The 13,055-nt window shown below is 59.8% G+C and carries 14 protein-coding genes; all 14 read right to left on the bottom strand.

Annotation, left to right across the window (positions count from 1 at the left end; translation table 11 throughout):
* Positions 1 to 382: 382 nt before the first annotated feature.
* The gene (locus tag C7I36_RS03330) at positions 383 to 1,324 is read right to left on the bottom strand and encodes a tetratricopeptide repeat protein (protein WP_106452309.1); all 942 of its coding nucleotides are present in this window, start codon (positions 1,322 to 1,324) and stop codon (positions 383 to 385) included.
* Positions 1,325 to 1,433: 109 nt separating this feature from the next.
* A complete protein-coding gene (locus C7I36_RS03325; RefSeq protein ID WP_106452308.1) occupies positions 1,434 to 2,375 on the bottom strand; it encodes a type II secretion system F family protein in 942 nt (313 codons plus the stop codon).
* Position 2,376: 1 nt separating this feature from the next.
* Positions 2,377 to 3,345, bottom strand: a complete 969-nt coding sequence (locus tag C7I36_RS03320; RefSeq protein WP_106452307.1) for a type II secretion system F family protein — start codon at positions 3,343 to 3,345, stop codon at positions 2,377 to 2,379.
* A gap of 12 nt (positions 3,346 to 3,357) precedes the next feature.
* Positions 3,358 to 4,665, bottom strand: coding sequence for a TadA family conjugal transfer-associated ATPase (locus tag C7I36_RS03315; RefSeq protein ID WP_106452306.1), 1,308 nt, complete (start codon positions 4,663 to 4,665; stop codon positions 3,358 to 3,360).
* Positions 4,666 to 4,686: 21 nt separating this feature from the next.
* Positions 4,687 to 5,898, bottom strand: a complete 1,212-nt coding sequence (locus C7I36_RS03310) for a CpaE/TadZ family protein (protein WP_106452305.1) — start codon at positions 5,896 to 5,898, stop codon at positions 4,687 to 4,689.
* Entirely contained in the window at positions 5,895 to 6,401 is a 507-nt protein-coding gene (locus C7I36_RS03305) for a TadE/TadG family type IV pilus assembly protein (RefSeq protein ID WP_106452304.1), read from the bottom strand. The genes C7I36_RS03310 and C7I36_RS03305 overlap by 4 nt, the downstream gene beginning before the upstream one ends.
* The gene (locus C7I36_RS03300) at positions 6,398 to 6,868 is read right to left on the bottom strand and encodes a TadE family protein (RefSeq protein ID WP_106452303.1); all 471 of its coding nucleotides are present in this window, start codon (positions 6,866 to 6,868) and stop codon (positions 6,398 to 6,400) included. Before C7I36_RS03300 ends, C7I36_RS03305 begins: the two co-directional genes overlap by 4 nt.
* Positions 6,868 to 8,169, bottom strand: coding sequence for a pilus assembly protein TadG-related protein (locus tag C7I36_RS03295; RefSeq protein ID WP_106452302.1), 1,302 nt, complete (start codon positions 8,167 to 8,169; stop codon positions 6,868 to 6,870). The genes C7I36_RS03300 and C7I36_RS03295 overlap by 1 nt, the downstream gene beginning before the upstream one ends.
* A gap of 14 nt (positions 8,170 to 8,183) precedes the next feature.
* Positions 8,184 to 8,453, bottom strand: coding sequence for an addiction module component (locus C7I36_RS03290; protein WP_106452301.1), 270 nt, complete (start codon positions 8,451 to 8,453; stop codon positions 8,184 to 8,186).
* Between the two features lie 10 nt (positions 8,454 to 8,463).
* Positions 8,464 to 9,867, bottom strand: a complete 1,404-nt coding sequence (locus tag C7I36_RS03285; RefSeq protein ID WP_106452300.1) for a type II and III secretion system protein family protein — start codon at positions 9,865 to 9,867, stop codon at positions 8,464 to 8,466.
* A 34-nt stretch (positions 9,868 to 9,901) separates the two neighbouring features.
* Positions 9,902 to 10,720 (bottom strand): Flp pilus assembly protein CpaB, encoded by an 819-nt coding sequence (cpaB, locus tag C7I36_RS03280; protein ID WP_106452299.1) that lies wholly within the window; start codon positions 10,718 to 10,720, stop codon positions 9,902 to 9,904.
* A gap of 49 nt (positions 10,721 to 10,769) precedes the next feature.
* Positions 10,770 to 12,005, bottom strand: coding sequence for an ATP-binding protein (locus C7I36_RS03275; protein WP_106452298.1), 1,236 nt, complete (start codon positions 12,003 to 12,005; stop codon positions 10,770 to 10,772).
* Between the two features lie 61 nt (positions 12,006 to 12,066).
* Positions 12,067 to 12,585, bottom strand: coding sequence for an A24 family peptidase (locus C7I36_RS03270; protein ID WP_106452297.1), 519 nt, complete (start codon positions 12,583 to 12,585; stop codon positions 12,067 to 12,069).
* Positions 12,586 to 12,643: 58 nt separating this feature from the next.
* Positions 12,644 to 12,859: a pilus assembly protein gene (locus C7I36_RS03265; RefSeq protein ID WP_106452296.1), complete on the bottom strand. Its 216-nt coding sequence runs from the start codon at positions 12,857 to 12,859 to the stop codon at positions 12,644 to 12,646.
* Positions 12,860 to 13,055: the final 196 nt, after the last annotated feature.

The raw sequence follows: 13,055 nt of genomic DNA, 5'->3' as shown, positions 1-13,055 counted from the left end.
CCTGCGGCATGACGGCGAGCCCCCACCCCCGGAGCGCAGGCGGCTCGCCTGCATTTCCGCGCAGCGGGAACACGCGAGATTAAGCACTGTGCCTTGACCACCGGCGTTCCCCCCTGCGGGCGGGCCGCCCGCGCCCCACACAGTGCCACCCTGCGGCCTGACGGCGAGTACCCATCCCCGGAGCGCAGGCGGCTCGCCTGCATTCCCGCAGAGCGGGAACCTGCGAGATTAAGCACTGTGCCTTGACCACCGGCGTTCCCCCCTGCGGGCGGGCCGCCCGCGCTCCAAAAAAACCATGCGGGCGGGCCGCCCGCGTCCCACACAGCGCCGCCCGCGCCCCAAAAACGGGTTGTCCGCGCTCCAAAAGCGGCCTGGGGTCGGGTTAGCGTTTGCCCACGGCCGACATGGTTTTGGCCTGGCCGAGGTTTTCCACCGCCTTGGGATAGTAGCGGGGCGAGGCGTCGATGGCGCGCTGGAACAGGCCGGCGGCTTCTTCGTATTCCCCTTCCATCATGGCGATGTATCCCAGGTCGTTGAGCGCCTCGGCCTGGCTCATCACCTTGCGCAGGGCGCTCAGGGCCTCGGACTTGCGCCCCCAGCGGTAATACAGCAGGCCCAGGTTGCTCCAGCCGCGCTGGTATTCCGGGTCCTGGTTTACCGCCCGGGTCAGGGCCCGCTCGGCCTGGGGATATTCGCCGTCCAGGTAATAGGAAAAACCCAGGTTGCCGTGCAGCATGGCAAGCCCGGGCTGGATGGCCAGGGCGCACTGGTAATGCTCCCGGGCCCGGCTGCCCTGCTCCATAATGTCGGCAAGCAGCCCAAGGCCGTTGTAACTGCGCCAGGGCGACTGATTGTCGGTGCGGCACTGGCCCTCGGCGGACGCCCCCAGCCGGGCCTGATCGGCGGCCACCACTTCCTGCAACAGGCTCTCGGCCTCCTGGTGGCGCTTCATGTCCACCAGCAGCAGGGCCAGCCCTTCCTTGGCGTCCTGGCGCTTGCCATCGGCGGCCAGGGCCTCGCGATAGGCCTGCTCGGCCCGGCTGTTGTTGCGCCGCTGCTGCTCCAGCCGGGCAATGGCAAGGTAGAGATCGGCCTTGTTGAACTCGCGAAAGGCCAGCGCCTGGCTGTAGGCGTAGATCATGGCGTCCGGATTGCCGGAGGTTTGCGACTGGGAAATCAGCATGCGGGCTTCGGCCGCGCTGGACGGCTTGATCACCCCGGCGCCGGGCGCGGTGGCGTCGGGCAGGGTTTCCTGGGGAGAATCCGAGGTGGCGGCACAGCCACTGAGCAGCAACAGCACCAGCGGTATGGTGATTTTTTTCATGGTGGTTCCTTAAGCCAGTCCCTGGCTACAGGTTGGAATTGCCCTAAGGCTAGTTCGCGCCCGGCGCACCGGCCAGTGCGGTTGCCCGAAAATTGACTCCGACCCCTTTTTACATGTTGCCGAAAACGCGGAACACCTTGATCAGGGCCGGGCCGATGGCCACGATAAAAAAGGAAGGCCAGATAAACAGCACCAGGGGAAAAATCATCTTGGTGCCCACCTTGGCGGCCAGCTCTTCGGCCTCCTGCTTGCGCTTGATGCGGTATTCGTCCGCGTATACCCGCAGGGTTTCGGCAATGCTGGTACCCAGCTGGATACACTGGTTGATGGCCACGTTGAGGCTGCGAAAATCCTCCAGCCCGGTGCGCAAAATAAACTCGTCAAACGCCTGCTGCATGCTCAGCCCCGCCCGCAGCTTGGCGGAAATCAGCGTCAGCTCGTGGGCCAGCTCCTCGTGGCTCATGGTCACTTCCTGGGCCACCCGCTGCAGGGCGGCCTTAAACCCCAGCCCCGCCTCGGTGCACACCACCAGCAGGTCGAGGGCGTCGGGCATGGCCATTTTCATCCGGGCCATGCGCTTGTTGGCCAGCCGCTCCAGCACGAACACCGGCAGCACATAGGCCACATAGCCAATGGCCACCAGCAGCAGGAAGATAATATTGATGGGCAACTGGGTCAGCAGGCTGAGCGCCACAAAGCCCAGGGTAACCGCCAGCAGGATAACAATGACCCGGATACCGTTGAACACCCGGTAGGCCGACTCCTTGTGAAATCCGGCATGCACCAGCAGGGTACGGATACGGTGGCCGTTAAAGCCGCTGCCGTGCTGGCGAGCCACCACCATGCGCTGCTCCAGGGTCTGTTCGCTGTCGTCCGCTTCCTGCTGGATGTCGCGCAGCTGGCGGCGATAGGGGCTGCGGATACCGCTGGCCACCAGGGTCACGCCCCAGAACAGGGTAATGGCCGACAACCCCACTATGCCGATCAGCAGCCACTGGCGCAGTTGCGGGTCCGACAGCGCCTGCCCCAGCAATTGGTTGAGTGCGTCCATGTCACACCTCTATCTTGATGATTTTGCTGATCCACCAGGTCCCCACCATCATGCCGATACCGCCGAAAATCAGCAGCCGGTTGCCCTCGGGGGTGCTGACCAGCTCGGTGATATAGCTTGGCGTGGTGGCAAAAATCAGTGCAAACAGCACAAAGGGCGTCAGCACCAGTACCCAGCCCGACATCCGGCCCTCCGCCGACAGGGTGCGCAGCTGGCGGTTGAACTTGAAGCGATCGCGGATAATGGTGGCCAGTTTGTCGATATTTTCCACCAGGTTGCCGCCGGTTTCCCGCTGCACCTGCACGGCGCTGACCAGCGCCATGTTGGAAATGCTGGGCACCCGTTCCAGCAGCCCGGTCATGGCCTTGCGCACGTCCTTGCGGTAGTTGATGTCGGCAAACACCAGGGCAAACTCGCGTCCCATGGGGTTGGGCATCTGCTCGCTGATAAGCTTGATGGTGTCGGCAAAGGAATAGCCGGCCTGCAGGCCCCGCTTCATGATGTCGAGCGCCTCCGGCAGTTGCTGCTCATACAGCGCCAGCCGTTGCAGGTAGTTGTGCCTGAGCTTGAAGCGCGCCGCCAGGGTCGGCAGCACCAGCGCCACCAGGGTCAGCAGCAGGTTGTGCAGCACCAGCCAGCACACCAGCACCAGCGCCAGCGTCACCAGCCCCACCAGCAGCACCAGTTGCCAGGCATACAGCCTGGATCCCGCCAGCTCCAGGGAAAAGGCGACCCGCTCGAACAGGGGCAGGGTTTCAATGCGCCGCATCAGCGGCGAAAGGGCGTCCAGCTTCTTGGTGCGATAAATGGAAGCCTGCCCCTGCTCGCGGTTTTCTTCCGCCAGCGCCTTGACCCGGCGTTTGAGCAGGGCCGAATGGTTGAGCCTGGGCTGGGTCACCGGCACAAACAGCGCCATGCTCAAAAACACCACCGCCAGCCCCACCAGGGCCAGAAAAATCACGGTATTCATGGCGACCTCCCGTTAAAAAATCCCTTTGTGCAGGTCTTCGTCCCCGAACAAACTGCGCGGCAGCACCATGCCCCGGCGCGCCAGCCGATCGTAGAAATTGGGCATAACCCCGGTGGGCCGGTGGCGGCCCTGCACATTGCCCTCGGCGTCGATGCCGGTGCGCTCGAAGGTAAAGATTTCCGACATGGTGATGGTCTCGCCCTCCATGCCGTGCACCTCCTGCATGCTCACCAGGCGCCGCTTGCCGTCTTCCTGGCGTTCGAGCTGGATAATCAGGTCGAGCGCCGAGGCCACCTGGGTGCGGATGTTTTTTACCGGCATATCAAAGCCGGTCATCGACACCATGTTCTCCAGCCGGCTCAGGGCGTCGCGCGGGCTGTTGGCGTGCACCGTGGTGAGCGAGCCCTCGTGGCCGGTGTTCATGGCGGTGAGCATGTCGAACGCCTCGGCGCCGCGCACCTCCCCCACCACAATGCGGTCGGGGCGCATACGCAGGGTGTTTTTCACCAGATCCCGCAGGCCCACCTCGCCCCGCCCTTCTATGTTGGCGGGCCGGCTTTCCAGCTGCACCACATGGGGCTGCTGCAACTGCAGCTCGGCGGAGTCTTCCACCGTAATGATGCGCTGGTTGGCGGGAATAAAGCTGGACAGAATGTTGAGGAAGGTGGTTTTACCGGTGCCGGTACCGCCGGAGATAAGAATGTTGAGCTTGCCCTTGACCACCGCCTCCATCACCTGGGCGATGGCCGGGGTAATGGTGCCGAAGTCGATAAGGGTGTCGATGGCCAGTTTTTCCACGGTAAAGCGGCGGATCGACAGGGTGGGCCCGTTCAGCGCCAGCGGCGGGATAATGGCGTTGACCCGGGAGCCGTCCTTCAGGCGGGCGTCCACCATGGGCGAGAGTTCGTCGATACGCCGGCCCACGCTGGATACAATGCGCTCAATCACCCCCATCAGGTGCTCGTCGTCGCGAAAGGTGAGCGGCACCCGCTCAATGCGCCCGCGCCGCTCCACATAAATGCTTTTGGCGCCGTTGACCATGATGTCGGCAATGGTGCTGTCCACCAGCAGCGGCTCCAGCGGCCCCAGGCCCAGCACTTCATCCAGGATCTGGCGCACGATTTTCTGGCGCGACACCATGGACAGCGGCACCGGCGAGTCCTGCATCAGTTGCAGGCAAAGGCGCTCGATTTGTTCGCTGGCCTGGGCCCGGGACACGGTTTGCAGCATGGGCAGGTCCAGCATGTCCATCAGCTTGCCGTGCAGGCGCTGTTTGTGGCCGTCCTCTTCCTGGTTGAGGATATAGTCTTCAAGGTTCATCCATGACCCTCCCGGCCGCGGTTATTTACCGAACAGCCTGCTGAAAAATCCCGGTTTGGTGTCCTGCTGCCCGGGCACCTGGGTAAGCGTGCGGAGCAGTTCGTTAAAGGCGTCCACCAGTTTGTGATGTTTTTTTTCTTCCGCCACCAGCCGGCCCAGGTCGGTGCAGGTTTCCGCCATGGCAAAGTCGTTGGGCAGGGTGATGATGCGGGGAATTTCGGTGGCTTTTTCGATTTCGGCCAGCGACACGTCCTTTTTCTTGTCGTAGCGGTTGACCAGCAGCAGGATGCGATCCTTGCCAATGCCCAGCTCGTGGCGCAGCTGGCGCAGCAGGTAGATGGTTTCGCGCAGGCCGCTCAGGCTTTGCTGCATCACCACCACCACCTGGGCGGCGTTTTCGAGCAGCGGCAGGTTCCAGCCCTCGGGCCCGCGCGACATGTCGACCACCACCCGCTGGTACTGGCCGCGCATCAGGTGCAGCAACTGGGCGCACTGGCGGGCGGTTACGCTTTTTTCATCGTGCAGCGGCTGCACCGAGGCGGGCATCACGTCCAGCCCCTCCCTCGCCCGGCTGACCATGCCGCCCAGGGCCATGGCGTCCAGCTCGCCGGCCCGTTGCAGGGCATCGCTCAGTCCTCCCTGCTTTTCGCGCACATTGAGGTAGTCGGCCAGGGAGCCGTAGCGCATGTTGGCATCGAGCAGCAGCACTTTCTGGTCGTCGCGGCTAAAGGCATGGCCCAGGTTAACGCACACAAAGCTGGCCCCGGAGCCGGCCTTGCCGTTGAGCACCACGGTAACCGGCGCCAGGCTGATGCTGGCGGAAATGTGCGCCGAAATACGCACCAGCGCCGACCACAGTTCGACCGGGTCGCTTTCAAAAGGCAAAAAGTCCGCCGCCCCCATGCGCATGGCGCGGCGCACCAGGGCGGTGTTTTTGGCGTCGCCCACAAAAATCAGGTGGCGCGATTCGTCCTGCTTGCGCTCCAGCTCGTCGTATACCGGCGCCATGATGGGGTGGTCCACCAGCAGCAGCACCTGGCGCTCGCCCTTGGGCAAAAAGTCCTGTTCGCCCAGTTTTTTGAGTTGCAGCTGGTGGCTTGGGTGCAGCCGGACCTTGAGCAAGGGCCACAGCCGCTCTTCCGGATCCATCACATTGAGCTGCAACGGGCAGGACAACGCCGGCAAGGGGTGCATCTTGTCACGCTCCAGTTCAACTACTTTGGCGTCTGTCATAAACTTACTCCTCCCGCCGTATCGCAAATCGCATTTCCCTGGCGGGTTTTACCCAGGCTTTCGGCCCTGACGGTAGAGGCGAAATCCGGTGTAATTCCCGAAAAATCCACAGGCAGTGGCAAAATCATTTGGTAACTGTAGTTAACAATCCGGCTTCTCAGATAACGAATATTATTGAAATTGGTTGTTGCAGGATTGGATAAGGGTATTGAACTGGCACCATCCAGATAATCTATGACTATATTTTCGGGGGTAAAGCCCGGTAAAAAACCACCCAGCTGATTGACCACCGCCGTTGCCACCGTATTATCCAGAACCTGCTCCACCTGACAGACTGTTGCCATTCTCACCGCCCGGCGTGAAACCTCATTAAGCATACCCCATGTATGCATTACTCTGGTGACTTCCATTACGGCAAACAAAACCAAAAAAACCACACTACCTACAATGGCAAACTCAACTGTTGCCGTGCCCCTGTTTCGCCTTTTTACCGATATCTTCATAACAGCACCCTCATGGTCATGCTTGACTCAAGAGGAAAGGTCAGAGAGATGGTATCACCGAAAAAAGTGTTGAAACTATCCCCAAACACCGGCGTCCAGTCATAACTGACATGAATATCAACATACGTTTGGCCATTGATCTCCTTGGTATTGAAGGTAATATCATCGCCTTGCAGCCCGGGCAGTACAGGGGTTGTGCCGGCAACTTCTTGACCATAGAGGATCATATTACGGGTTTTGGCCTGAACCAGCGAAAGATCGAAGGTGCCCGGATTAGGACTGATGCTGGCGGTTCTGGCCCCCGCCCGGACAGCTTTGGTCAAGGTATTGTACTGATAGATCATCCTGCCGAACTCACCGATTGCCAGCAATAACAGCAGGATAACCGGTAGTACAATGGTCGCTTCAACTGCAGCCAGCCCTTTTTGCCTGCCCACCCGGCTATAGAAAGAACGCAACGGGCGCATTATGAATCTCCACTGTTGCTGTCTTTAAATAACACCAGCCGGTAGGGACCATTATTGAGGTTGCTATTGCCCACTCCATCTGCTGTACAGTTTTTTACAAACTCTGCAACAATAAACTGATCATTCCCTTGACCTGTCACCAACTGGCTTAGATACATACAGGCTGTTCCCATAGAAGGAATCGTTGTTTTCCCTTGATTCGTTCCACTACAGTTGCCTACGGGAACCTTGACCATTCTGCGCTTCGGCAGACAATATGCCGTTCCCGGATCCGTAGAATAGAGGCTATCCAGGCTTGCATAATCAGGATAGCTTTGCAGCTGATTCAGCAGTGTGGCATTGGTTAATATGGTGCTCCCAGTAGTTGATGAAAAATCAGAATCTTTAAAAACTACAGGATCAAGACTAGGTACTGCACAGTCAGAGTAAAAAGCATCGGATCCATCATCAGCCGGTGCACTCACTGGTTCTTTCATCGGACTCTTATAGTCGCCAAATCTAGTATTCAGACCAGAGGCTGTAGGTCCTATCATATTACCCGTTTCAGTCGTAATATCTTCACCGGGTGAAATGCACGATGCATCGGTCAACGCTCCAGCAAGACCATCCCGATATCCATCTGCACCAGATACACCAAGATCAACGGCAAGAAAATTTCCAGGACCAACTGGTGTTTTGTTGTTGGGCACTTTTATTACAATGACATCTCCTCTTTCATTTTCATCAGAAGGATTGAAGCCATAGTCATAATCATCAGGAATAGAGTCAAAAGAAGGAGGGTTAGCATCATTAACACACATCATCAGAGGTATTACTTGGCAAGGATCCTGTATCGTAGGGCTGGCACCGGCAACGGCCGATGCTCTCACTTGCCAGGTGTCTACCAACAACTGAGAAAAAAACTGATCCACTGGCACCTGTGTTAGTTCAACCCGGATATATTTGGCGGTTTCATCATTAACAGGCTCAAAAGGAACCGCATTAAAGGAAAACTCCACCGTTACTGCATCGCTGAGTGCGTCCAGATCAATATTGACACGATTGAATCCTTCGCCCTGAAAAATGGACGACAAGGTCGCTTCCACCGCATCCACTGCCTGTTGATGAGTGCCCCCCTTGTCAAGGGTTTCGGCACCACTCAGAGCGGCCGAGTCAACCGCGTCCTGCACCCGGGTTTTGTTAAGCAGCAAATACCCCCCATCCAGGGCCAGGGCGGTAAAGCCAAGCAGGGTAAAAAGCGCGACCGTCACCAAGATCAGCACGGCGCCTTTTTGCTGCTTGCGGTGTGATAGCGCTTTCATGGCGTTAACTCCTGCTAGTCGCCAAAGTTAAGGGTGACCTGGGTTTTCCCTTCGGCCGGGGTTTCGGCGCCGGCCACGTATTTGTTGTGCAGGGAAACACCGTATTCACCGTTGAGTGCCAGGGCGGCAATTTTGCCGTCGTTGCGGGCCGCGGCCCCGGGATCCATGATTTGCAGTTCGTCAAGCTGCTCCACGGTGTCGCCCATGGCAAAGTCGTAATAACGTTCGGTGGCGCAGCCGGCCAGCAGGGATGCGGCCAGCAGGCTCAAGGCCAGTTTGTTCATCTTGCGACTCCTACAATGACTGTCCATAGGTCTGCTCCATGCCGCCCTCGCCCATGGCGGGATTGAGGCCGGTGTTGCCGGAAGGCTGGGCCAGCGGCGTGCTGTCGCCCACCCGGGTGCGCTCGGACATTTTGCCGAGCAGGTAAAACTCCAGGTCGTTGGGCTCGATAAAGCCGTCGGTGGGCAGGGTGACCTGCTGCTTGTCGAAGGGGCGCACCAGCCGGGGGGTGACCATAATCACCAGCTCCGACTCGCCCTTTACATAGCTGCGGCTGCTGAACAGGTTGCCGAGGATGGGAATGTCACCGGCAAAGGGCAACTGGCTCACCGACTCGCGGGTGTTCTCGCTGAGCAGGCCGGCAATGCCGATGGTCTGGCCGTCGCCCAGCTCCACCGTGGTGCCGGCGCTGCGCTTGTTCAGGGCGGTAATGTTGCCAAAAATGGGGATTTCGGCGGTGTTGGCAGTGCTGGGCTCGCTCACCGCCACGTTGAGGTTAAGGTTGATTTTGCCGCTGTTCAGCACCACGGGGGTAAACTTGAGCCCCACCCCGAATTCCTTGAACTCCACCGCGATGCCGTCTTCGTTGGGCACCGGCACCGGGAATTCGCCGCCGGACAAAAACTCGGCGGACTGGCCGCTGATGGCGGTAATGCGCGGCTCGGCCAGCACCCGGGCCAGGCCGCGGGTTTTGGCCAGATCCAGCGCCACCTGGAAGATATTGTCCTTGCTGGTCCAGTTGCCGAGCAGGGTGTTGCTGCCAAAATCCGCCAGCTGCGACACGCTGTCGCGCAGCAGGGTAAAGCTGCCGCCGCGCAGGCTCAGGCCAAAGGCCGACTCCCAGTTGCGCGAGGTATCCCGCGCCACCTCGGCCACGGTGACCTCCAGCATCACCTGCTGGCCGCCGCCCACGCTCATCATGTTCATCACCTCGGAGCGGGCGGTGCCGCCCTCGGCGGCCACCACATAGCCCCGGGCCAGCTCGTAGGCGGCGTTGAGCTTGTCGAGATCCGACACCTCGCCGCTCACCACCAGTTGCCCCTGGGAGGTGTGCACCTGGATAGGCTCGTTGGGCAAAAAGCGATACAGCCGCTCCTTGAGCCCCTGCAGGTCGTGGCTGACTTCAATGTCGTACACCTGCATCAGGGCGTCGTTCATATCCCACACCATCAGGTTGGTGTGGCCGAGGGACTTGCCCACCAGATACAGCTCGCGGTCCTGCAGCACCAGCACGTCGGCGATATCGGGGTTGCCCACCGACACCCGGCTGGCGGGGCGGTCGAGCATCAGCGAGCGGGACTTGTGAATGGGCAGCTGCACCTCGTTGCCCGCCTGGCCGAGGTTGCCGCCGGCCAGCAAGGGCCAGGGCGCCACCAGCAATACCAACCCCATGAATCCGCTTAACAGGGTTTTCATAGCCACCTCCATGTGTGCCATTGTTATGGTCAACTCAGCTTTTTACCGGCACCTGCTGCTGGCTGGTGCCCTTAATCAAATCCACTGTGGTGGCCTGGCGTTCGCGCACCACCCGGGGCTCGGGCGCCGGCGCGGGCTCGGCCACCGGGGCCGGCTGGGGTTCGGCCACCGCCGCGGTCATGTCTTCGGCGGGCTCCAGGGCGAGATCCCGGTCGTCGTTGGGGTTGCGCAGGGCCAGCTGGATGCGGCCGTTGGAGCTGGCGTTAACCAGCCGCTCGGCCTGCTCGGGGTTCACCTCCAGGGTGACGGCGCGCACCAGCTTGGGCCGGTTTTCGTCGGTATGCTGGGTCTGGTCCACCGCCAGCACCTTGAGGTTTTTCAGCACGGTGCGGGTGGCGCTGCCCTCGGTAAACAAAATGTCGACCCGGTTGCCCGGCAGCAAAAAGCCGGCCACGCCGATAACGTCGTTCACCCGCACCGTCACCGCCCGCATGCCCGGCTCGAGCAGCACCGACAGGGTGCTGCCCTCGCCAATGGGCGCCAGCCGCTCCATGCGCAGCACGTCGCCCCGGTAGAGGTTGTTTTTGGCCACCATGTTCTGGGCCTGCTCCAGGCTGGTGAGGGCGCCGGGCGGCACCAGGCGGGTGTCGATGTCCTTGAGCTGGATATGCAGGGGTTCTATGGGCGCGCCGGGCATTAAATCCACCGCCGCCACCACCACCTGGGTGCTTTGGGCCTGGTTTTGGGCGGCCGCCGCGCGGCTTTGCTGGGTAAGCCAGTTGTTCGCCATCCAGGCCGCGGCCAGGCCGAAGACGATGGAAACAACAAACAACAGCAGGGTGCGTGTTTTCATAACCGTATCCTTGGTTTCCCTGTTGGATTAATCCTTTGCCTGAGTATAGTCAGTGCACGCAATACATGTTCCAGGCGCGACGCAAAATTTCCCGGCCAAGGGGTTCGCCGGCGCGGCCGCTGAAATGCATAATATCCCGGGCTATGCCCAGAATATCCCGGGGGTAACAGGCAATCAGCGGTTTGCCGCTGCCTTCGTGCAATTCGTCCACCATAAAGCGAAAGGCGGCGTCGTCCGCCACCAATTGGTATTGTTCCAGGTTCATGTTCCATATTTTCCGGTATAGCGGCTCCGGCATGGCCTGCAGGTGTATTTTATATCCCAGGCGGCGTAAAAAGGCCTCGTCGGCAATGGTTTCCGGGTCCAGGTTGGTGGAAAACACCAATATCTGTTCAAAGGGAATATCAAAGTGCAGGCCGTTGGGCAGGGATAAAAAGTCGCGCCGTTCTTCCATCGGCACTATCCAGCGGTTGAACAGTTCGTCGGCAGAAAAACGCTGGCGGCCCAGGTCGTCGATTAAAAACACGCCGTTATTGGCCTTGAGTTGCAGCGGCGGGCTGTATTGGCGGGACTGATGGTCGAAATGCACTTCCAGCATATCCAGCTTGAGTTCGCCGCCCACCATCACCAGCGGCCGCCGGCAACGCACATAGCGGCCGTCGGTGTCGGTGTCGTCGTCATTGAGCCGCCAGTGATAAAGGGGGTCGAACACCGGAATAATGGTGTTCTGCACCGCAATGGCATAAGGCAGGGCGATGCCCTCGTCGAAAATCCGGTTGAAGCGGCGGCACAAAAAGCTTTTGCCGGTGCCCGCATGGCCGTAAATCAGCAGCGGCCGGCGGGAGTTGAGCGCGGGGCCCAGGGTGTTGATCAGCTCTTCGTCCACCACCATGTCGCCGAGCGCCTTGAGCAGGGGCTCTCGGCGGATGCCGCGCTCGCCAAGGGACTGGCTCAGCACCAGGCGGTTGTAGTCGGCCAGGGGCACCGGGGCCGGGCCCAGGTAGCCGTCGCGGGCGGCAATATCCTGAGCCTCGGCCTGGCCCTTTTGGGTCAGGGCGTAGCGAATGGCGTCGTCCACCCGGCCGGAGGCGCGCACCTCCACCAGTTGCAGGGTTTTCAGCTCCTGCAGCAGCGGTTCGATAATGCTGCCGCGCAGGCACAGGCGATCGGCCAGGGCGGGCAGGGCCAGGGAGCCTTCTTCCTGGATATGGCGCAGCAGCAAACGGCCCAGCAGCTCGCGGGACAGGCCGGTTTCGGCCAGGGTTTTGGGTTTGGGCAGGTACATCCTTGTGACCTCCTTTTGCGCTGTAAGCTGTAAGCCGTCAGTCAAAGACCTCGTCTGACAGCTAGGATACCAGGGTAAAGATCTGGTACTTGTTCAGCACCACCGCCAGGGCGGCGCCCAGGGCCAGGGCCGGGCCGTAGGGCACCCTGAGCCCGGCCATTTCGCCGGGCACCGGCGCCAGGTAGCGGCGGGTGCCCAGTATGAGTCCGTAGCGGGTAAAGGTGGTTTTAAAGCCCTGCCAGCCCACCCGCCGCCAGGCCAGCACCAGCACCAGGGGCAGGCCCAGCATCAGGCCATAGAGCAGGGACTCCAGAAACACCTGCCAGCCCACAAAGGTGGCAATGGCCAGCCCCAGCTTGATATCGCCGCCGGCCATAAAGCGAAAGATAAAAAAGGGAAACAGCACAATAAAGGCATACACCAGGCCGGTAAGGGCAAAGGGAAAACCCTGGCCAAAATAGGAATGAAACAGCAGCGCCAGGGGAATAAAGCTTAAGGTCAGCCAGTTGGGGATTTTATGGCTGGTCAAGTCCATCCAGACCGCAGCCATTAAAAATAAGAGTAATGGTAGCTGTTCCATAGCGTCACCATTTAAAAATAAAAAAAGGGCGTCAAAAAACAGACGCCCTAAACCATAATTATGGTGTGGTTCTATCACATGTTACGCTAGCGTCAGAAACACCAGTACTAGCAGCATCACACAAACGTTCAACCTGAGCACCTACAGAATTACCAAGCTGAGTAAATGCAGTAACTACGGCAGCTGCAACAAGAGCCCCAGCAATTGCATATTCAACGGTAGTCAAACCTTCTTCATCATTAACCAGGCGAAGCAGTTCTTTTGCAATATTCATAAAAATACCCTCTATCCATGTTTGTATTTTCAGTTCCGTTACGGGAAACCTCTTAAGGTGTTGCCTGGCACCCGGGGTGCCTGTTGTGCATATAGTCGCGCCGCCTCCTTTCCGCTCGATTATATGTTCCGGCGGGTGCCGGGCCTTAAGCTGAATCGCTTGTAGTTAGTTATAGCCCAGCGGCGTGTATTTAAGA

Origin of the sequence: Zobellella taiwanensis, from assembly GCF_003012795.1 — a bacterium.
GTDB lineage: Bacteria > Pseudomonadota > Gammaproteobacteria > Enterobacterales > Aeromonadaceae > Oceanimonas > Oceanimonas taiwanensis.
The sequence above is the reverse complement of the archived record's forward strand: the minus strand, read 5'-3'. Positions and strand labels throughout refer to the sequence as shown.

Excerpts from the sequence above, each read along its gene's own strand:
- C7I36_RS03310 (WP_106452305.1), bottom strand. The coding sequence starts at position 5,898 with ATGACAGACGCCAAAGTAGTTGAACTGGAGCGTGACAAGATGCACCCC.
- C7I36_RS03320 (WP_106452307.1), bottom strand. The coding sequence starts at position 3,345 with ATGAATACCGTGATTTTTCTGGCCCTGGTGGGGCTGGCGGTGGTGTTT.
- C7I36_RS03270 (WP_106452297.1), bottom strand. The coding sequence starts at position 12,585 with ATGGAACAGCTACCATTACTCTTATTTTTAATGGCTGCGGTCTGGATG.
- C7I36_RS03305 (WP_106452304.1), bottom strand. The coding sequence starts at position 6,401 with ATGAAGATATCGGTAAAAAGGCGAAACAGGGGCACGGCAACAGTTGAG.
- C7I36_RS03315 (WP_106452306.1), bottom strand. The coding sequence starts at position 4,665 with ATGAACCTTGAAGACTATATCCTCAACCAGGAAGAGGACGGCCACAAA.
- cpaB (WP_106452299.1), bottom strand. The coding sequence starts at position 10,720 with ATGAAAACACGCACCCTGCTGTTGTTTGTTGTTTCCATCGTCTTCGGC.
- C7I36_RS03330 (WP_106452309.1), bottom strand. The coding sequence starts at position 1,324 with ATGAAAAAAATCACCATACCGCTGGTGCTGTTGCTGCTCAGTGGCTGT.
- C7I36_RS03265 (WP_106452296.1), bottom strand. The coding sequence starts at position 12,859 with ATGAATATTGCAAAAGAACTGCTTCGCCTGGTTAATGATGAAGAAGGT.
- C7I36_RS03295 (WP_106452302.1), bottom strand. The coding sequence starts at position 8,169 with ATGAAAGCGCTATCACACCGCAAGCAGCAAAAAGGCGCCGTGCTGATC.
- C7I36_RS03285 (WP_106452300.1), bottom strand. The coding sequence starts at position 9,867 with ATGAAAACCCTGTTAAGCGGATTCATGGGGTTGGTATTGCTGGTGGCG.
- C7I36_RS03275 (WP_106452298.1), bottom strand. The coding sequence starts at position 12,005 with ATGTACCTGCCCAAACCCAAAACCCTGGCCGAAACCGGCCTGTCCCGC.
- C7I36_RS03290 (WP_106452301.1), bottom strand. The coding sequence starts at position 8,453 with ATGAACAAACTGGCCTTGAGCCTGCTGGCCGCATCCCTGCTGGCCGGC.
- C7I36_RS03300 (WP_106452303.1), bottom strand. The coding sequence starts at position 6,868 with ATGCGCCCGTTGCGTTCTTTCTATAGCCGGGTGGGCAGGCAAAAAGGG.
- C7I36_RS03325 (WP_106452308.1), bottom strand. The coding sequence starts at position 2,375 with ATGGACGCACTCAACCAATTGCTGGGGCAGGCGCTGTCGGACCCGCAA.